At 55.8% G+C, this 17493-nt stretch carries 18 protein-coding genes; 13 read left to right on the top strand and 5 right to left on the bottom strand.

Annotation, left to right across the window (positions count from 1 at the left end):
* Window positions 1-17 precede the first annotated feature (17 nt).
* A complete protein-coding gene (locus AC2D8V_RS12275) occupies window positions 18-1247 on the bottom strand; it encodes a TRAP transporter substrate-binding protein (protein ID WP_484733812.1) in 1230 nt (409 codons plus the stop codon).
* A 92-nt stretch (window positions 1248-1339) separates the two neighbouring features.
* Here AC2D8V_RS12275 and AC2D8V_RS12270 point away from each other — a divergent pair, with 92 nt between their 5' ends.
* The 3 genes from AC2D8V_RS12270 to AC2D8V_RS12260 all read left to right on the top strand — a co-directional run bounded on the left by AC2D8V_RS12270 (window position 1340) and on the right by AC2D8V_RS12260 (window position 4418).
* Window positions 1340-2953 (top strand): GMC family oxidoreductase, encoded by a 1614-nt coding sequence (locus tag AC2D8V_RS12270; protein ID WP_484733811.1) that lies wholly within the window; start codon window positions 1340-1342, stop codon window positions 2951-2953.
* A 142-nt stretch (window positions 2954-3095) separates the two neighbouring features.
* Window positions 3096-4058 (top strand): NADPH:quinone oxidoreductase family protein, encoded by a 963-nt coding sequence (locus AC2D8V_RS12265; RefSeq protein WP_484733810.1) that lies wholly within the window; start codon window positions 3096-3098, stop codon window positions 4056-4058.
* Window positions 4059-4067: 9 nt separating this feature from the next.
* Window positions 4068-4418 (top strand): YigZ family protein, encoded by a 351-nt coding sequence (locus tag AC2D8V_RS12260; protein ID WP_484733809.1) that lies wholly within the window; start codon window positions 4068-4070, stop codon window positions 4416-4418.
* A 10-nt stretch (window positions 4419-4428) separates the two neighbouring features.
* Here the strand turns inward: AC2D8V_RS12260 and AC2D8V_RS12255 are convergent, their stop codons facing one another.
* A complete protein-coding gene (locus AC2D8V_RS12255; RefSeq protein WP_484733808.1) occupies window positions 4429-5406 on the bottom strand; it encodes a DMT family transporter in 978 nt (325 codons plus the stop codon).
* Window positions 5407-5563: 157 nt separating this feature from the next.
* Here AC2D8V_RS12255 and AC2D8V_RS12250 point away from each other — a divergent pair, with 157 nt between their 5' ends.
* The 10 genes from AC2D8V_RS12250 (at window position 5564) to AC2D8V_RS12205 (ending at window position 14212) form a co-directional block, all read left to right on the top strand.
* Window positions 5564-6499, top strand: a complete 936-nt coding sequence (locus AC2D8V_RS12250) for an ABC transporter ATP-binding protein (RefSeq protein ID WP_484733807.1) — start codon at window positions 5564-5566, stop codon at window positions 6497-6499.
* Window positions 6496-7257 (top strand): ABC transporter permease, encoded by a 762-nt coding sequence (locus tag AC2D8V_RS12245; RefSeq protein ID WP_484733806.1) that lies wholly within the window; start codon window positions 6496-6498, stop codon window positions 7255-7257. The genes AC2D8V_RS12250 and AC2D8V_RS12245 overlap by 4 nt, the downstream gene beginning before the upstream one ends.
* A 69-nt stretch (window positions 7258-7326) precedes the next feature.
* The gene (locus tag AC2D8V_RS12240; RefSeq protein WP_484733805.1) at window positions 7327-8124 is read left to right on the top strand and encodes a S49 family peptidase; all 798 of its coding nucleotides are present in this window, start codon (window positions 7327-7329) and stop codon (window positions 8122-8124) included.
* 172 nt (window positions 8125-8296) lie between these two features.
* On the top strand, window positions 8297-9247 hold the full coding sequence (locus AC2D8V_RS12235; protein WP_484733804.1) for a calcium/sodium antiporter: 951 nt from the start codon (window positions 8297-8299) through the stop codon (window positions 9245-9247).
* Complete coding sequence (locus AC2D8V_RS12230) at window positions 9244-10023, top strand: SDR family oxidoreductase (protein WP_484733803.1); 780 nt, start codon at window positions 9244-9246, stop codon at window positions 10021-10023. The genes AC2D8V_RS12235 and AC2D8V_RS12230 overlap by 4 nt, the downstream gene beginning before the upstream one ends.
* A gap of 289 nt (window positions 10024-10312) precedes the next feature.
* Window positions 10313-12190 carry an excinuclease ABC subunit UvrC gene (uvrC, locus tag AC2D8V_RS12225; RefSeq protein WP_484733802.1) on the top strand — a complete coding sequence of 626 codons (1878 nt, stop codon included), beginning with the start codon at window positions 10313-10315 and terminating at the stop codon, window positions 12188-12190.
* A 123-nt stretch (window positions 12191-12313) separates the two neighbouring features.
* The gene (gene pgsA, locus AC2D8V_RS12220; protein WP_484733801.1) at window positions 12314-12982 is read left to right on the top strand and encodes a CDP-diacylglycerol--glycerol-3-phosphate 3-phosphatidyltransferase; all 669 of its coding nucleotides are present in this window, start codon (window positions 12314-12316) and stop codon (window positions 12980-12982) included.
* Window positions 12979-13224 (top strand): molybdopterin converting factor subunit 1, encoded by a 246-nt coding sequence (gene moaD / locus AC2D8V_RS12215; protein ID WP_484733800.1) that lies wholly within the window; start codon window positions 12979-12981, stop codon window positions 13222-13224. Before pgsA ends, moaD begins: the two co-directional genes overlap by 4 nt.
* A gap of 3 nt (window positions 13225-13227) precedes the next feature.
* Complete coding sequence (locus tag AC2D8V_RS12210; protein WP_484733799.1) at window positions 13228-13674, top strand: molybdenum cofactor biosynthesis protein MoaE; 447 nt, start codon at window positions 13228-13230, stop codon at window positions 13672-13674.
* Window positions 13675-13765: 91 nt separating this feature from the next.
* Window positions 13766-14212 carry a universal stress protein gene (locus AC2D8V_RS12205; protein WP_484733798.1) on the top strand — a complete coding sequence of 149 codons (447 nt, stop codon included), beginning with the start codon at window positions 13766-13768 and terminating at the stop codon, window positions 14210-14212.
* 4 nt (window positions 14213-14216) lie between these two features.
* Here the strand turns inward: AC2D8V_RS12205 and AC2D8V_RS12200 are convergent, their stop codons facing one another.
* The 3 genes from AC2D8V_RS12200 to ubiA are packed head-to-tail and all read right to left on the bottom strand — an operon-like array spanning window position 14217 to window position 17482.
* The gene (locus tag AC2D8V_RS12200) at window positions 14217-14546 is read right to left on the bottom strand and encodes a hypothetical protein (RefSeq protein ID WP_484733797.1); all 330 of its coding nucleotides are present in this window, start codon (window positions 14544-14546) and stop codon (window positions 14217-14219) included.
* Window positions 14543-16459 carry an OmpA family protein gene (locus tag AC2D8V_RS12195; RefSeq protein WP_484733796.1) on the bottom strand — a complete coding sequence of 639 codons (1917 nt, stop codon included), beginning with the start codon at window positions 16457-16459 and terminating at the stop codon, window positions 14543-14545. Before AC2D8V_RS12195 ends, AC2D8V_RS12200 begins: the two co-directional genes overlap by 4 nt.
* A gap of 60 nt (window positions 16460-16519) precedes the next feature.
* Entirely contained in the window at window positions 16520-17482 is a 963-nt protein-coding gene (gene ubiA, locus AC2D8V_RS12190; RefSeq protein ID WP_484733795.1) for a 4-hydroxybenzoate octaprenyltransferase, read from the bottom strand.
* Window positions 17483-17493 lie beyond the last annotated feature (11 nt).

Below are 17493 nucleotides of genomic sequence, written 5' to 3'. Positions count from 1 at the left end.
GTAACGGTAAGCGGAGCTTATGCTTTCCACCAACGACGTGGCTCGACGTTTTCGGCCAGTGTGTGTGGGTTGTTGCGGACTTCGTTGTAGATGTCCTGATAGGTGTCGATGCCACCGGCCCAGCCGTTGATCCGCTCGCGCCACTGCTCCCACAGTTGCGGTTGGAACTCTGGCGAGCACATTTCCTCGGCTTTCCTGCGCTCTGCGTCGGACAAGGTCGCCATGCGGACATTGTTCTCGGCAAAGATTGTGCCCGGAAGCTGCGGGTCGGAGAAACCAACAGTGTTGACGAGTGCGGCTTCGTTTGCCGCCTGCACGTGCACCTGTGTGAGGTATGCGGCTTCCATAACGGCGTCCTGCAGGTCACCGCCAAGGCTGTCAAAGACAGAGGCTGACATCGCTGTGTGCTCGGTTCCGCAGAAGAAGCGCAGGTCAACACACTGGCTGACCACCGGCGACATGTTGGCGTAGGCCACAGCCGATGCCCATGTCTCGGCGCCATCGATGAGACCTTGCTTCAGACCGTCCAGCGTTTCTTCCCAAGCGATTGGCACAGGGTTCAGGTTCAGCGCGTTCATAGCGATCCGGCCAAGCTGTGTACCCGTCACACGATTCTTTGTACCGAACAATTGCTCGATGCTTGTGACCGTTTCTTTGTCTTGCCATGCCAGACCAAGCTGGATGCCGCGAAGCTCTGCGTGTGTGAACAGGAACTTCAGACCGTGACGCTTTTCGAATGGTTCGCGCAGAATGCGCTGCGATTCTGGGCTGTACATGAAGTAGTACTGGTCCGCACGCGAGCGGAACATGTACGCATAGTCCAGAACATTGAGATACGGCGCACCACCGGCAGAGTTCTGCGTGGAAGCCGCGTACATATCAACGATGCCCTGCTGTGTCTTCTCAACGCAGCTCAGCTGGTTACAAATCTGGTTATTACCAATAAATTCAACGCGAATCTCGCCGTCTGTGCGGCTTTCCAGATCGCGTGCAAACTCTAAAACACCGGCGCGTTCGATCAGCAAGTTTGTTGGGTTAAAGCCCGCTGCACCGAATTTCAGCGTGAACTTGGGTTCCTTGGCAAAGCGCTTTTCATAGGTCGATTCAGCTGCTTTTGCCAGATTCGCAACACTCATTGCGCCGCCAAACGTACCGGCCGCCAAAAGTGTCGAGCTAAGCCCGTAGCGCCCCGCAATTTTGAACAAATCGCGGCGTGATATGCCTTTGATATTGTTTTGTACTTTCATGCGTTCCTCCCTGAACGTCGATTATTGAGACATTTTGTCCCAAAAAACTCTAGTATGGTTATTGGTTTTTGCATAGAGTTTTTTTATTCTACATGGAGGGGCTGTTTGTGGAAGCAGATTTTGTGATTGTCGGGGCGGGGTCTGCGGGGTGCGTTCTCGCCAACAGGCTGAGTGCAAATCCTGAACACAAGGTCATTCTGCTGGAAGCAGGCGGCCGTGATATCAACCCGTGGATACACATTCCGGTCGGCTATTTTAAAACGATCCACAACCCTTCAGTAGATTGGTGCTACAAAACTGAGCCTGATCCCGGTCTGAACGGGCGTTCGATCGAATGGCCGCGTGGCAAGGTGCTGGGCGGGTCATCTTCGTTGAACGGCTTGCTTTATGTCAGGGGCCAGGCTGAAGACTACGATCGCTGGCAGCAAATGGGTAACAAGGGCTGGGGATGGGACGATGTTTTGCCCCTGTTCAAGCGCGCAGAAAAAAATGAACGCGGAGCTGACCAGTATCATGGAGATAGTGGCGAGCTTTCCGTTTCAAACATGCGTATCCAAAGACCCATCACCGACGCGTGGGTAGCGGCGGCGCAAGCAGCGGGTTACAAATTCAACCCTGATTACAACGGAGCGGACCAAGAAGGCGTTGGATTTTTCCAACTGACCGCACGCAACGGGCGCCGGTGCAGTTCTGCCGTGGCTTTCCTCAACCCGGTAAAGAAGCGGCCAAACCTTCAGATTATTACGCATGCGCTTGCTCAAAAGATTGAGATGGATGGCACACGGGCAACAGGGGTTACGTACCTTGACCGGTCCGGACATCCACAATCGATCAAAGCGCGCAAGGAAGTCATCTTGTCAGGTGGGGCGATCAACTCGCCACAGCTGCTTATGCTTTCCGGTATTGGCGAGGCAGAGCAACTGTCCGAACACGGGATTGAAGTGCGCCAAAACCTGAAGGGTGTCGGCAAGAACCTTCAGGACCATTTGCAGGCGCGCCTTGTATATAAATGTAATGAACCCACGCTTAACGATGAGGTGTCGACCTTAGTAGGTCAGGCCAAGATCGGTTTGAAATACTTGATGTTCCGGGCCGGACCAATGACCATGGCGGCCAGCCTTGCCACCGGGTTTCTCAAAACCCGCGAAGATCTTGAGACACCGGACATACAGTTTCACGTCCAGCCGTTGTCGGCCGAAAATCCGGGTAAGGGCGCTGACAAGTTTTCGGCCTTTACTATGTCGGTGTGCCAGCTGCGCCCTGAGAGTAAGGGGGAAATCCGTCTCGCATCGGACCAGCCCCGCACCTATCCGAAGATTATTCCGAATTACCTGTCGACCGAAACCGACTGCCGCACGGTTGTTGCCGGCGTAAATATCGCGCGCAATATTGCACGACATGCGCCTCTGACCAGCAAGATCTCGGAGGAATTCCGCCCCAACGCGTCACTGGACACGGACGATTATGACGCGACACTGGACTGGGCGCGTAACAACACCGCATCAATCTACCATCCGACAGGAACCTGCAAGATGGGGCAGGGGCCCGACGCCGTTGTTGATGAGAGGCTGCGGGTACATGGCGTGCAGGGCCTGCGCGTGGCCGACTGTTCCATCATGCCGGAGATCGTCTCAGGCAACACCAATGCGCCTGCGATAATGATTGGCGAAAAAGCCTCGGACCTTGTGTTGGAAGATTGCGCGTGATCGCATGTGTTTTCCGGTCATGATGTGAAAGCTTTCGCGTGGCCGGACGACGTTACGGGATATGCGCGGTGGCGGACTTGTAAAACCGGCAAGGCTCTGGTCAACCTGCAGCCACAGGATCGTATTGCATGAGGAGGCCCACATGCGCGCAATGCAGGTTACCGAACTGGGACAGCCGCTTTCCCTACAGGATATTCCCAAGCCCGATGCCGCGCCCGGGCAGGTGGTGGTCAAGGTGCACACCTGCGGCCTCAACTTTGGCGACTTGCTGATCATCAAGGGAACCTATCAAGAGCGCCCCCAAGTGCCTTTTACATTGGGCATGGAACTTTGCGGCACAGTAACCGAAGTTGGAGAAGGTGTAACTTCTTTGCAAACCGGCCAACGCGTTGCAGCGTACTGCGGGTTCGACGCGCTGGCGGACTATGCCGCTATTCCTGCAGATGTATGCGTTCCAGTTCCGGATAAGATGACTGACGAGCATGCTGCGGCGTTCCTGATTGCCTATGGCACAAGCCATGTTGCACTGGATTACAAAGCCCACTTGAAACCGGGCGAGCGTTTGCTTGTGCTTGGCGCATCGGGTGGCGTCGGATTGACTGCCGTTGAACTTGGCAAGTTGATGGGGGCGGAAGTTGTTGCCGTTGCCCGCGGCGAGGAAAAACTTCAGGTCGCCAAAGCAGCAGGCGCAGATCATCTGATCAACTCGGACACCGATGATATTCGGGATATCGTGAAGGGGTTGGGCGGCGCGGATGTAGTTTACGATCCGATTGGTGGCGACCAGTTCAAAGCAGCGCTGCGCGCGTGTCGCCCAGAAGCGCGTCTCATACCGCTTGGCTTTGCGTCCGGAGAAGTGCCGCAAATCCCTGCAAATCACCTACTGGTCAAAAATCTGACAGTGATTGGATTTTATTGGGGAGGATACACCCGCGTTAATCCGAAAGTGCTCACCGACAGTTTTAAGGTGCTGACTGACTGGTACGTCAAGGGAAAGATCACACCTCACGTCAGCAATGTCTTGTTGCTCGAGCAGGCAAATGAAGCGCTGGATCTGTTGCGTACACGGAAAGCGACCGGAAAGGTCGTGGTGCGCATCGACTGATCGACTGGTTTGCAAGTTCTTGAAAATATTATCAGCGATCGGGGATCCAAATACGCCGTGTCCGGCGGTCGCTGCCAGTCGGCTCAAGACGCGAGAGACTTTGTCAAAGCCCTGACACGGCGCAAGAAGTTTGCAAAAGCAACGCACAATAGCTGGGCCGTCATACTGGAGGAGGGCCCGCTCAAGAACGATGACGGTGAATCTGGCGCCGGTATGGTCATCGTACGCATGCTTGAACGCGAAAACATTCGGGATGAAATAGTCGTGGTTACACGATGGTTCGGTGGAAAGCACTTGGGCGGGGACCGGTTTCGCCATGTTCAAAGTGCTGTCCGGATGTATCTCGACCAGCGTGGATAAGGACAACAGCTTAGCGACGCCTGACAGGGGCGCGGGCTATGACCGTTGATTTCTGGCGCTCTCGCAAAAAGACAAAGAGACTGGCGCCGAGAATGAGGGCGATACCGGCCCAGACTTCCCAAACGGGGAATTCAGCGAAAATGAGCCAGCCCCAGAAAACTGCCAAGGGTAGCCCGACGTATTCGAACGGGGCAACAGTCGCTGCGTCGGCCATGCGGTAGGCTTGGCTCAGGCAGTATCCGACCACCGCGGCGTTGGCCCCCATGCCCAGCATGACCCATGTATCCGCGGCAGGCGGCCAGATCCATGCGCGCAGCAAAAACTGGGCCGCCTCATTAGTGGTGTTTTGCGCAAAGCGGCCGTCGCCCGCGATCAGGAAAAAACCGAGCGAAACCACCAGAAAACTCAAGTGCACGTAAACCGACAACGCTGATGCCTTGCTTTCGATCCCAAGGCGCCGTGTCATGAGTTGGTTCAGCGCATAGGTCAGAGCGGCCAGAACAGGGAGCAAAAGAACAATGCGCGGTGTATCCAGAGCGGCGGCATCCGCCCATGGGCGCTGCATGATAACCACGCCGACAAATCCCACAAGAACAGCCGTAATACGCATCGCCCCGACCTTTTCACCAAGCAACGGGATGGACAGTACAGTGATGAAAAGCGGCGCCGCAAAGAAAAGTGCCGTAGCGTCAGCCAGTGGCAGAGAAGCGAGTGCTGCAAAGAAAGCCATGTTCGCAATTACGATGAGCAAGCCTCGCACAGCGTGCAGTAAAGGTTGCCTCGTGCGCAAAACGGCTAGCCCGCCTTCGAACCGGACCATCACCATTGTAAAGACCAAAGCCGTGGCCGCGCGAAAAAATACGATTTCGTGCAGAGGGTAGTCGCCCGACAAGCGTTTGATCAGCATATCATTGATCGAAATGGCGAAAATACCCGCCAGAATGAACAATATGCCGAGGCTTGCGTTGTTTTGTGGCCGAGAGGTCATTGCCTGTCAGTAACAGTGTTGCAGGGCGTGTCGAGCCCGTTTGCGACAAACAACGGTGCGGCACTTGCATAGTAGAACAGCGCTATGTGCAAAATCGCGCTGTCCTTCCCGGCGTCGGGCGAGTATCCATCGGGTGCCGAGAAAGGAAGCTCTGCACATGCCTGCTATTCTTGAAATTGAAGATTTGCGTAAATCATACGATGACGGGTTCGAAGCCCTGAAGGGCGTGTCGCTGTCCATTGATGCGGGGGAGATTATTGCCCTTTTGGGGCCGAACGGCGCCGGCAAGACCACCCTTATCTCGACGATTTGTGGGATCACACGTGCGACATCCGGCTTCGTACGCGTCGGCGGACATGATACGATCACTGAGTTTCGCGCAGCGCGAAACATCATTGGTCTGGTGCCGCAGGAAATTCACCTTGAGCCGTTCGAGCGGGTCATCAATACGGTGAGATTCTCGCAAGGACTGTTCGGTAAGCCGCGCGATGACGCCAAGATTGAAAAGATCTTGCGCCAGCTTTCGCTCTGGGAAAAGCGTGACACGCAGGTCCGCGCCTTGTCCGGCGGGATGAAGCGCCGCGTGCTGATTGCCAAAGCGCTCAGCCATGAACCTCGGTTGTTGTTTCTCGACGAACCGACCGCTGGTGTGGATGTCGAGTTACGCAAGGACATGTGGGATGTGGTGGCCCGCCTGAAACAAGAGGGCGTCACGATCGTACTGACGACGCATTACATCGAAGAGGCTGAAGCCATCGCGGATCGTATCGGGGTTATCGCCAAGGGCGAGATTCTGTTGGTCGAAGCCAAGGAAAGGCTGATGGAACGGATGGGGCAAAAACAACTGGATGTGCAACTGACCGAGCCGGTCGACGTTATTCCGGAAGCGCTGGCATCCTATAATCTGGTGCTTGGGTCGGACAAACGAACGCTGACTTATACATACGACAGCCGCGCCCGCACCGGCATCACCAAGCTTCTGTCAGATGTCTCGGCATCAGGGCTCGTTTTGAAAGATGTGGTCACACGGCAAAGCAGTCTGGAAGACATCTTTGTTGATCTGGTGCAGCAGGACGAGGCAGCAGGCACATGAATCTGACAGCGATCAAAGCAATTTATCTCTTTGAGATGGCAAGATTTTTCCGCACTCTGGGACAGAGTTTCTTTTCGCCTGTTCTGTCTACCTCTCTCTATTTCGTGGTGTTCGGCGCAGCCATTGGCAGCCGGATCGACGAGGTCGAAGGAGTTTCTTACGGCGCATTTATCGTTCCGGGTTTGATTATGCTGTCGGTGATTACGCAATCGATCTCGAATGCGTCTTTCGGGATTTATTTTCCGAAATTCATCGGCACCACTTACGAGCTTTTGTCTGCACCGGTGAACTTTCTTGAAATAGTTGCCGGTTACGTCGGGGCTGCGGCAACAAAGGCCCTGTTCATCGGGGTGATCATTCTGGCGACCTCTTTTTTGTTTGTCGACATCAAGATTGCGCATCCGCTTGCCATGGCCCTTTTCCTGCTACTGACTTGCCTGAGCTTTGCGTTACTGGGGTTCATTATCGGGATTTGGGCTGGCAATTTTGAGCAGCTTCAACTGGTGCCGCTGCTGGTCGTGACCCCTTTGGTTTTTCTTGGCGGGTCGTTCTACTCCATCTCAATGTTGCCACCAGTTTGGCAGGTGATCTCGCTATTCAATCCGGTTGTTTACCTGATCTCTGGGTTCCGTTGGGCCTTTTTTGACACTGCAGATGTGCCAATTGGCTTGTCTCTTCTGGCCATAGCTGGATTTACTTTTGCATGCCTTGCGGTGATCTGGTGGATATTCAAGACGGGCTGGCGCCTGCGTCAATAGTGCCGCGCCGGATAAAACTCTTTCGGCGCCGCCTTGTTTGAGGCGGTATGCCAATCTACATGAGGCCTCATGATACGCTGGATCCCTTTTCTCAATTCCGATCCCACAGTTGCCGTCGTTCGCCTTTCCGGCGTGATCAGTGCTTCTGGACGGGGCATGCTCAACGACGCAACAATCGGTCCCGTTCTGGAAAAAGCCTTTACGCGTGGCAAACCAAAAGCCGTCGTTCTAGAGATTAATTCGCCGGGTGGCAGCCCGGTGCAATCTTCTCTGATCGGTCGGCGTATCCGCAGATTGGCGCAGGAAAAAGAGGTGCCGGTTATCGCTTTTGTCGAGGACGTGGCTGCCTCGGGCGGTTATTGGCTTGCCGCTGCCGCCGACGAGATATTTGCTGATGACAGTTCTGTCGTCGGGTCAATTGGTGTTATTTCCGCATCATTCGGTGCGCATGAGTTTCTGGCCCGCCAAGGCATCGAGCGTCGCGTCTACACAGCCGGCAAATCAAAATCCATGTTGGATCCGTTCCGCCCGGAAAACCCCGAAGATGTCGCCCGTCTAAAAGACCTGCTCGAAGACATTCACGACAATTTCAAAGCGCATGTTTCCGAACGTCGGGCGGGAAAACTCAAAGAGGATCAGGATTTGTTTACCGGGGAAATCTGGCTTGCCCGACGGGCCAAGGAACTGGGTCTTATCGATGGCATCGGGCATCTCAAACCAATGATGGTCGACCGCTACGGTGACAAGGTTAAATTCCGTCGGTACGGTGCGAAAAAACCGCTCCTTTCGCGGTTTGGCGCGCGCGTTATTGACGATGCACTCCACTCTGTCGAAGAACGCAGCGCTTTTGCGCAGTTTGGTCTGTAGGCATGATATTCAAGATCGTCGTCCTGTTTCTTGTTGTGATCGCCGTGCTTGCGATGTTTGGCAAGATGCACTGGTTGGGCGGCAAGCGGCTGGCGTCTGCCAAATGCAAACGCTGTGGCCGCTACAGGATCGGAAGCGGGCCGTGCAGTTGTGAGCAACGGGGGGGCGGCGCATGACGCCTTGGCTGCTGTCAGGGCTGGGGTTGCTGATCTTGCTGCTGGCCGGCGACTCGCTGGTCAAAGGGGCGGTGAACCTTAGCCTGAGGCTGGGTGTGCCCGCCCTCATTGTCAGCCTGACGATCGTCGCTTTTGGCACATCCGCGCCAGAACTTCTCATTTCAATTCAGGCTGTTTTAGAAGACGCGCCGGGACTTGCCTTGGGCAATGTGGTTGGGTCCAACACGGCAAACATTCTTCTTGTGCTTGGCGTGCCTGCAATACTCGCGACAATGCACACATCAGAGTGCAACACGCGCAAAACCTACAATTTCATGATCATTGCGTCGCTTTTGTTCATTGGTTTGGCGTACCGCGGGGTGTTCGACTGGAAAGCGGGCCTGATTCTGATCGCGGCTGTTCTTTTCGTTCTGGGCGATGCATTTCGCGATGCCAAACTCCACAGGGACTCGATGAAGGGCGTGGCAGAGGACGAAGAACCCGAAGGAGCGGACCCCAATATGCCGCTTTGGCGTATCGTTATCTTTCTGGTTCTCGGTCTGATCGGCCTGCCAGTTGGCGCGGACTTACTGGTCGACAATGCCACGATAATTGCGCAGCAGTTCGGTGTGTCTGACACCGTGATCGGATTGACATTGGTCGCCATCGGCACCTCGTTGCCTGAGTTGGCCACCACTGTTGTGGCGGCTTTGCGCAGACAGGCGGACGTGGCGCTTGGTAATGTGATTGGTTCCAACATGTTCAACCTGTTGGCGATCATAGGTATTGCCAGTCTGGTCGGCCCGATCCCTGTCGATCCCGAGTTCCTGCGTTTTGATCTTTGGGTCATGCTGGGGGCGTCTGTGCTGCTCGCACCATTTGTATACATGTGCTGGAACATTACCCGCATCTGGGGCTTTGTCCTAACCGGACTCTACGTTCTTTATATGGCGGTATTGCTGGTATGACGCGGGCTCTTGTTACCGGAGCAGGGCACCGCTTGGGCCAAGCTATGGCCGTCTATTTGGCGCAGCGCGGCTATGACGTCGCCGTACACTATGCTTCCTCGGAAGATGGTGCACGACAGACGGTAAAAATGATCGAGGAAGCGGGCGGCAACGCAGTCGCCTTGCAAGCGGACCTGCTTGATGATGCGGCAACCTCCGCGCTTTTCGAAACGGCTGTTGAGGTACTTGACGGCCCGATCGACTGCCTGGTCAACAACGCGTCAATCTTTGAATACGATACCGTTGAAACGGCGACACGCACCTCGTGGGATCGCCATATGCAAAGCAATCTGCGCGCGCCGTTCATTCTGACGCAGGCGATGGCGGATCAGGGTCTGGTTCCGAAACGGGATACAGCAGACGAGCCGGTCGCCAGCGGTTTGATTGTGAACATGGTTGATCAACGTGTCCGGAAACTGACGCCAGAGTTCATGACTTACACTCTGGCCAAGATGGGGTTGTGGGCCCTTACCCAGACCACAGCACGCGCCTTGGCCCCTGCGATACGTGTCAATGCGATCGGGCCGGGACCAACGCTTCAAGGGGCGCGGCAATCAAAAGAGCATTTCGAAAATCAACGCGCAGCGACGGTTCTGCGGCGCGGCGCAAACCCCGCGGATATCGTCGCAGCGCTGGGCTATTTTCTGGATGCTCCTGCGGTCACAGGACAACTGATTTGTGTAGATGGGGGCCAGCACCTCGCTTGGCAAACACCTGATGTTCAAGGGGTGGAATAAAAAGCATAGCGGAAAGTTTTGCACCGCCGGTTGTGCGGTCACAAAGCTGTTACAAAAAGATCAGTGTTTTCAGTTGCTTGTGTTGGCGAAAACAATCTTTTGTTTATTTTCAATAGCTTATAAAACTGATTAAATTTTGTGCAAACTCGTGAAGCGCTCAAATTTAAACGAAAAATTGCGACTGCCCAGAAGTTATCTGCAAGGTTGTCCACAGGTTTCGTGGACACCTTAGTCCTTGAAGTTAAAGGCGCTACAGTGCAGCGAACAAGGGAATCATGTAACGATCAAAATGACCACTTCAGTTGACACTCTCCCTAAAGGCGAAAAGCCGGGCCATGAAATCATCCATGGGTACCTGAAAACGCTGGATACATCCCCAGGCGTTTACCGGATGCTCGATTCCGAAAGCCGCGTTCTCTACGTTGGGAAAGCGCGAAATCTACGTGCGAGGGTGTCAAACTACGCGCGGCCAACCGGGCATTCCGCGCGTATCGCCCGCATGATTTCGATGACTGCGTCGATGATGTTCCTGACAACCAAGACAGAGACAGAAGCACTGTTGTTGGAGCAGAACCTGATCAAGCAGCTCAAGCCAAAGTTCAACGTGCTGCTGCGTGACGACAAGAGCTTTCCGAACATCCTTGTCACCGGCGATCACGACTTTCCACAAATCAAGAAACACCGGGGCGCTAAGAAACAGAAAGGCAGCTATTACGGACCGTTTGCTTCTGCTGGTGCGGTGAACCGGACACTCAACCAGTTGCAAAGGGTGTTCTTGCTGCGGGACTGTTCCAATGCAATGTTCGAAAGCCGTACGCGACCTTGCCTGCAATATCAGATCAAACGATGTTCTGCGCCTTGCGTGGGCAAGATTGATGCGCAGGCTTATCGTCAGACAGTCAAGGATGCCGAGAAATTTCTGACCGGTCGAACAACGGATATTCAGGCGCGCCTTGCGGCGGAAATGGCGCGCGCTTCTGAAGAGATGGAATTTGAGCGCGCCGCGGCACTGCGTGACCGCATCAAGGCTTTGACACAGGTACAAACAGCGCAAGGTATCAACCCCAAAGGGGTCACGGAGGCAGATGTCGTTGCGCTGCATCTTGAAAACGGTCAGGCCTGCGTTCAGGTCTTTTTCATCAGAGCCAACCAGAATTGGGGAAACCGCGACTACTATCCCAGAGTGGGACAGGATGTAGATGCAGCAGAGGTCCTCGAGGCGTTTCTTGGTCAGTTCTATGACACACGCGAACCACCCCGGCAGGTCATCCTGAGCAATGAGATTGAAAACCCTGATCTCATGGCAGATGCCCTGACCGGCAAGCTTGGCCGTAAGGTTGAACTTGTTGTTCCGAGGCGGGGTGAAAAGGCTGAGTTGATTGACGGGGCATTACGGAACGCCCGTGAGAGCCTTGCACGGAAGATGGCCGAAACGGCCACGCAGGCCCGCTTGATGAAGGGACTGTCCGAAGCGTTCGATCTCTCTGGCATCCCCAATCGCATCGAAGTCTACGACAACTCGCACATTCAGGGGGCCCATGCGGTGGGCGCAATGATCGTGGCCGGGCCGGAAGGTTTCATGAAAAACCAGTATCGAAAATTCAATATCCGGGGAGACGAACTGACTCCGGGTGACGACTTTGGAATGATGAAAGAGGTGCTGACCCGGCGTTTTAAACGCTTGATTAAAGAAGATCCGGACAGAACTGAGGGTCACTGGCCGGATTTGCTGCTCATCGACGGCGGCGCAGGGCAAGTCAGTGCCGTTGCATCTATCATGCGTGAATACGGTGTTGAGGACATCCCGATGGTCGGGGTTGCCAAAGGTATTGATCGCGACGCGGGTAAAGAGGAATTCCACCGCATGGGGCGCCAGCCCTTTGCGCTGCGCCACAACGATCCCGTCCTTTACTTTGTACAGCGGATGCGTGACGAGGCCCACCGCTTTGCCATCGGGACGCACCGCGCCAAGCGGTCCAAAGCTGTAGGGGCCACACCGCTTGATGAAGTGCCCGGTGTTGGTTCTGCCCGCAAAAGAGCTTTGCTTGCGCACTTTGGCTCGGCAAAGGCGGTTTCACGGGCGAACCTAAGCGATCTGAAGGCGGTTGAGGGTGTATCGGATGCCTTGGCCGAAAAGATCTACGACTACTTTCATGAACGCGGGTAATCCAGCGGACGCGCCTGCGGCGCGACGCCTTGATTTGATTGAGCGCCGCACGCTGTCTGCGCGGAGGTGCCTTCGTGCCCGATGCTGCTTTTCCTCCGGAATCGTGCGTTGTAAGGTGATAGTATGAAGATGACATTTCCCAATTTGTTAACCCTGTTGCGACTGATCGCGGCGCCGATGGTTGCGGTCATGTTTCTGTACTTCACGCGTCCTTACGCGGATTGGTTTGCTCTGGTCCTATTTATTACTGCGGCGGTGACAGACTGGTTTGATGGGTACCTTGCGCGGGCGTGGAAGCAGGAAACCAAACTGGGCACGATGCTCGACCCGATTGCCGACAAGGCAATGGTCGTCATCGCGTTAATGGTCATCATCGGCTTCTCCAGTTGGTCGCCATGGCTGGTCTTGCCGGCGACAGTTATTTTGTTTCGCGAGGTGTTTGTGTCGGGCCTGCGCGAATTCCTTGGCGATACCGCCGGGACACTTAAGGTGACCAAGCTGGCAAAGTGGAAAACGACCTTACAGATGGTAGCAATCGCCGTGCTGTTCTCGCATGGCGTTTTCGAACATTACCTTGTCATGTCTGCCTACGGGATGGATCAGGCTTTGGTCGATCAGGTGTTTGCAGGCACAGTCGAGGATTTGCAGGGATTGCGCTGGAAGCATTTTGCGATGGAGTGGGCCGGCCAGATCGGCCTTGCCCTGCTTTGGGTCGCAGCGACGTTGACGTTGATCACCGGTGCGGATTACCTGATCAAGGCGATGCCGTATTTGAGGGATGACAGACCATGAACGTTCTCTATTTTGCTTGGGTGCGCGAACGTATCGGACTGCCGCGAGAAACTGTTGATACCTCGGCGCGCACGGTTAACGACTTGGTGGCAGAATTGGTCGCACGCGAAGACCGGTACGCGGCCGCCTTCGCAGACACTTCGGCGCTGCGCGTCGCCCTTGATCAGGAACTGGCGGATTTTGGTGCCTCATTGGACGGGGTGCGCGAGGTTGCCTTTTTCCCGCCGATGACCGGGGGCTAACCAGTGATCATCCGCGTGCAAGAAACGCCTTTCGATTTGGGGCACGAGGCAGCGGCGTTTGCGGCTGGCCGCACGGACTTGGGCGCTGTTGTCACTTTCACTGGCGTTGTCAGAGACACAGGCGAAGGTGCTTTGCACCAGATGGAGATCGAACACTATCCGGGTATGACCGAACGCGCGCTGCATGACATTGCTGCTCAGGCGCAGGAAAGATGGTCGCTGGGTGATGTTCTCGTCATCCACCGCTATGGCCCGTTGCGACCGGGTGAGCTGATCATGATGGTGGCGACCGCTGCCCGGCACCGCAAGGACGCCTTTGAAGCCGCCGAATACCTGATGGATTACCTCAAGAGCCGTGCACCATTCTGGAAGCGCGAAATTACTCAGGACGGTGCATCGTCGTGGGTGGACGCGCGCGCCGAAGATGAAGACGCGCTTGATCGCTGGTAAGCGGTATTCGGCTTGATTGATACATGTCAAAGCGTACCATCGTCTGCTGTTGATAGTGTCGGACAACTTAATCACCAGAGGAGGGTAGGTTATGTTCGATACGATCTGTGTAGGCTTTGACGGTTCAGAGCCATCGGAAAACGCGCTGCGCACGGCTTGCGCAATAGCGGAGAAATTCAACGGTTCAGTCCATGTCGTCCATGTTCCCAAACATGAGACGGTCGCATTCGCGCTGGGCGCTGTGTCGGGCTATCACGCAGCAACGACCATGCCGTCAAAGGAAGAGGTGGCGGAGGCTGCTGCGATCGTGACGGACACGGCCAAAAAGATCGCAGATGTCGAGGGGCATTCCGAGGTCACCTGCCACATCGTTGATGGTGATCCGGCGACCGCTGTCGTAGACAAGGCGAAGGCGGTGGGCGCAGACTTGATCGTCTCGGGTCGCAGAGGTTTGGGCAATCTTTCGGCGATGGTGTTGGGAAGTACATCTTCAGACATCAGTCACCGCGCGCACTGCGCCCATCTGACGGTAAAGTAGCCGTTCAGCCAGCGTTTTGCGTGCCGGTCATTCTGGCGCGCAATTCTTCAGCCTCTTGACGGGCATCGCGAAGACCATCCATGGCAGCGCGCAACTCGGCTTCGGTCTGGGCGAGTTGGTTGGTCAACTCGGCTTCGCGCTGTTGCAGATAGGTGATGGCTTGGTCGCGTGTCTCTTCTGCCTCGTGCAACTCTTGGCTCATGCGGTCAAGTTGAGCGACATCGTCGGCGGCCACGCGCGAGAACCTGTGCACCAGCCAGTTGGCGAACCACCCAAGGCAAAACGCAACAAACAGCATGATCGCCATTGCCACCACGAATTGCCCGCTTGTCATTGATCGTCTCCCTGTGCGCCTTCGGCATCAGAGTCATCTGAGTCCTCCTGCCCTGTATCGCTGTTTTCAGCGAGGCTTTCCAGTGCGGATTCGCCTTCGGGCACGCTGGGTTCTGGTCGGACAAGCTTGAATTCGATGCGGCGGTTGGCCTCTCGCCCCGCCTCGGTGTCATTGTCTGCGATTGGCTGGCTTTCGCCATAGCCTTTGGCGGTAAAGCTGCGGGTCAGCACCTTGCGAGCGCGCAATTCATTGAGGATCGATTCTGCCCTTGCCTGACTGAGCGACAGGTTCATCTCCTCGCGGCCTTGGCTGTCAGTATGTCCCTGCACCTCCAGTCGCAGGTTCCCGCAGTCCTGCAGAGCCTCGGCGATCAAATCCATTGTAAGAACGGCACTCTCGTCAATCGTTGCAGATCCCGGCTCAAAAACAATTTTTTCGACTGAAAGGATTTCAGCGATGCGCGCCTCGCATTCGTCCGGCGTCGGCAGTGCAGCAATCGGGTCAAGTGCTTCCTGATAGTTGACGTCGATGTCAAACACGCCATCCTCGCCGAGTTTTTCGACCATCAGCCGGGCAATTTCCTGTTGGGCGTCAGGATTACCGGATACGCCGGAAATAGACATGCTGTCAGGTTGGACAGAAACGAGGCCGTTGTTGAGGTAGGTCAGGGCATCTATGCCGACGAGAACGCGCGTCAGCCAGTCTGCTGGCATATCTTCGACAACGCGCGCTGCTGTATAAACCGCTTCGGAACCGAACTTGGCACGCGCATAGCTGTCTGTTACTTCACGCAAATCCTCGCTGGGCAGTCGACCCCGCAACTGTACCTGCCCCTCGGGGCTGAGCGTCGCGGTAAATTCTACGGGTCCTGCGCTGTCTTCTAGTGGTCTGGGTAACACTGCTTGCAGCACGAAAACATCTGGCAGGGCCGTTTCCAGTTCACCGACAACGCGGTCAAACAACGTTTCGGGTGTGCCTACACCCGCGGCAAGAGTCACATCCGCATTGGAAAAGGTGACAGTGCCTGTTCCGATCTCGGCCAACGCGTTGATGGCGAGTTCAACAGCTTCGGCCCAACTCTTGCTGGGAACCCCCATGCCAATTGTGCAACGGCCCGGTCCGGTGAGCCCGGCGGTGAAGGCGGCGTTGATGATAACAGTCTGGGCGGCCAGCGTATCTGCAGAGCAGGCGTCGAACCGCGCGCCGTTTTCATCCATCACGAAGCGCAGCGTGTATGGTGTTATCACTGGGCGGGGGGCTGAGATGTTCAGACTGAGTTGTAGCGCAGGAGGCGCCATTCGGGTCAAACGCGCTTCCATCGCGGACTTGTCTTCTTCGCTATTGGCAATTGCAGTGATTTCAACTCTGCCAGCGTCAACGGATACTTTGGCGCGGGGCAAACCCTCGATGGCGGCGATGGCATAGGCAAGGGCATCTTCCCAACCCGAAGGCGCCGGATAATTCGCTACCTCAAGCAAGTCGGTGACGTTCGCATCCCCCATGGCGACGAATCCATCAACGATGGCATCGCGGTCGCTGGAAGCAGGGATCAGGCCAATTAACGAAAGCCCGGCGGTATTGCGCAGAACTTCGGCTGAAAAGCGCGGAGGTGCGACAGCCTCGCTTGCGGCCACTTCCATCTCATTAGCGACGCGTTCGGCATCGAGCACAGAACCGACAAGGCTCAGGGCGCGAAACCGCAAAGCTTCGGTAGGTGCCGTGCCTGAAAGGATGACGCGTAGCCCGTCTGCTTCTACTTCGGCCCAGGTCAACCCATTGCGGTCAAGCACGTTGCGGACGTTGATTTCCGACGAATCTTCGATCATTTCCGCTGACAAGGTGGCCGCGACAATTGCCAGCACTGCGGCCAGCGAAAAAGCGATTAATATCAGATAAAACCGCAGGTTACCCATATCACCCTGAAAGTCCTTGCATTACCGGCACGTGATACGCGCTGTGCGGCACGGTTTCAATCACAGGAACCATGCTGCCACAAAGAATATCAGCGGGATCATGCCGGTATCCCGGTTTGCGCGAAAGAGTTGCAGCAGCTTGGCGTTGTCATCGGTGTCGAGCCCCCGAAGTTGCCATGCCATGTGCCACCCCATGGCCCAAGGACCGCCGAGGGCAATCACCAACCCTAGAATCGAAACCGAATCCTTGACCGCAAAAATGACCGCAAGCCCCATAAGGCCGACGGTTGCCATCAGGAAACGTCGCAGCCATGCGGTTGTCTTGTCGCCAAAAAGCCGTGCGGTGGATTTGATGCCGATCAACGCGTCATCTTCGGTGTCCTGATGCGCGTAGATTGTGTCATAGAACAACGTCCAAGCAATGCCAGCCGCGTAGAGCAGGACGGCCGGCGACTCCAGCCTGCCGGTATGCGCTGTCCACGCTAATAATGCGCCCCAGTTGAAAGCGAGGCCAAGGAAAACCTGCGGCCACCAGGTAAAACGCTTGGCAAAGGGGTAGATGGTAACCGGCAACAGGGCGAGCACCCCCAGAGCAATGGCTTGGATGTTGAAGGTCAGCAAAATGCAAAGGGCCAGCAGCGATTGAACGCAGCACCAAATAAATGCGCCGCGCACGGTGACCTGTCCTGCAGGAATGGGGCGCGATCTGGTTCGTTCTACTTTGCCGTCGAAATCTCGATCGGTGATGTCGTTCCATGTGCAGCCCGCACCTCGCATCAGGAACGCACCGATAGCGCACCCCAGCGCGATCCACGCGTCGTACCATCCGGCCTGCCCGTCGCGCAGGATGGCCAGCATCAATCCCCACCAGCACGGGATCAACAGCAACCAAGTTCCAATTGGCCGATCCGCACGGCTGAGGCGCAGATAAGGCCTTGTCCATTCCGGAGCATAACGGTCCACCCAGTTGTCTTTTACCGCATCCGCGACCTGACCGTCTGGTGCTGGGCTGGGCTCTTGCATATGTATACTTT

Source organism: Roseobacter sp. YIN89 (assembly GCF_057219365.1).
This window is presented reverse-complemented; position numbering and strand designations above follow the sequence as displayed.

Bases quoted from the DNA above. Each gene is read 5' to 3' on its own strand.
- AC2D8V_RS12195 (WP_484733796.1), bottom strand. From the start codon at position 16,459: ATGGGTAACCTGCGGTTTTATCTGATATTAATCGCTTTTTCGCTGGCC.
- AC2D8V_RS12245 (WP_484733806.1), top strand. From the start codon at position 6,496: ATGAATCTGACAGCGATCAAAGCAATTTATCTCTTTGAGATGGCAAGA.
- ubiA (WP_484733795.1), bottom strand. From the start codon at position 17,482: ATGCAAGAGCCCAGCCCAGCACCAGACGGTCAGGTCGCGGATGCGGTA.
- AC2D8V_RS12250 (WP_484733807.1), top strand. From the start codon at position 5,564: ATGCCTGCTATTCTTGAAATTGAAGATTTGCGTAAATCATACGATGAC.
- AC2D8V_RS12200 (WP_484733797.1), bottom strand. From the start codon at position 14,546: ATGACAAGCGGGCAATTCGTGGTGGCAATGGCGATCATGCTGTTTGTT.
- AC2D8V_RS12240 (WP_484733805.1), top strand. From the start codon at position 7,327: ATGATACGCTGGATCCCTTTTCTCAATTCCGATCCCACAGTTGCCGTC.
- AC2D8V_RS12270 (WP_484733811.1), top strand. From the start codon at position 1,340: ATGGAGGGGCTGTTTGTGGAAGCAGATTTTGTGATTGTCGGGGCGGGG.
- pgsA (WP_484733801.1), top strand. From the start codon at position 12,314: ATGAAGATGACATTTCCCAATTTGTTAACCCTGTTGCGACTGATCGCG.
- uvrC (WP_484733802.1), top strand. From the start codon at position 10,313: ATGACCACTTCAGTTGACACTCTCCCTAAAGGCGAAAAGCCGGGCCAT.
- moaD (WP_484733800.1), top strand. From the start codon at position 12,979: ATGAACGTTCTCTATTTTGCTTGGGTGCGCGAACGTATCGGACTGCCG.
- AC2D8V_RS12255 (WP_484733808.1), bottom strand. From the start codon at position 5,406: ATGACCTCTCGGCCACAAAACAACGCAAGCCTCGGCATATTGTTCATT.
- AC2D8V_RS12230 (WP_484733803.1), top strand. From the start codon at position 9,244: ATGACGCGGGCTCTTGTTACCGGAGCAGGGCACCGCTTGGGCCAAGCT.
- AC2D8V_RS12275 (WP_484733812.1), bottom strand. From the start codon at position 1,247: ATGAAAGTACAAAACAATATCAAAGGCATATCACGCCGCGATTTGTTC.
- AC2D8V_RS12235 (WP_484733804.1), top strand. From the start codon at position 8,297: ATGACGCCTTGGCTGCTGTCAGGGCTGGGGTTGCTGATCTTGCTGCTG.
- AC2D8V_RS12205 (WP_484733798.1), top strand. From the start codon at position 13,766: ATGTTCGATACGATCTGTGTAGGCTTTGACGGTTCAGAGCCATCGGAA.
- AC2D8V_RS12265 (WP_484733810.1), top strand. From the start codon at position 3,096: ATGCGCGCAATGCAGGTTACCGAACTGGGACAGCCGCTTTCCCTACAG.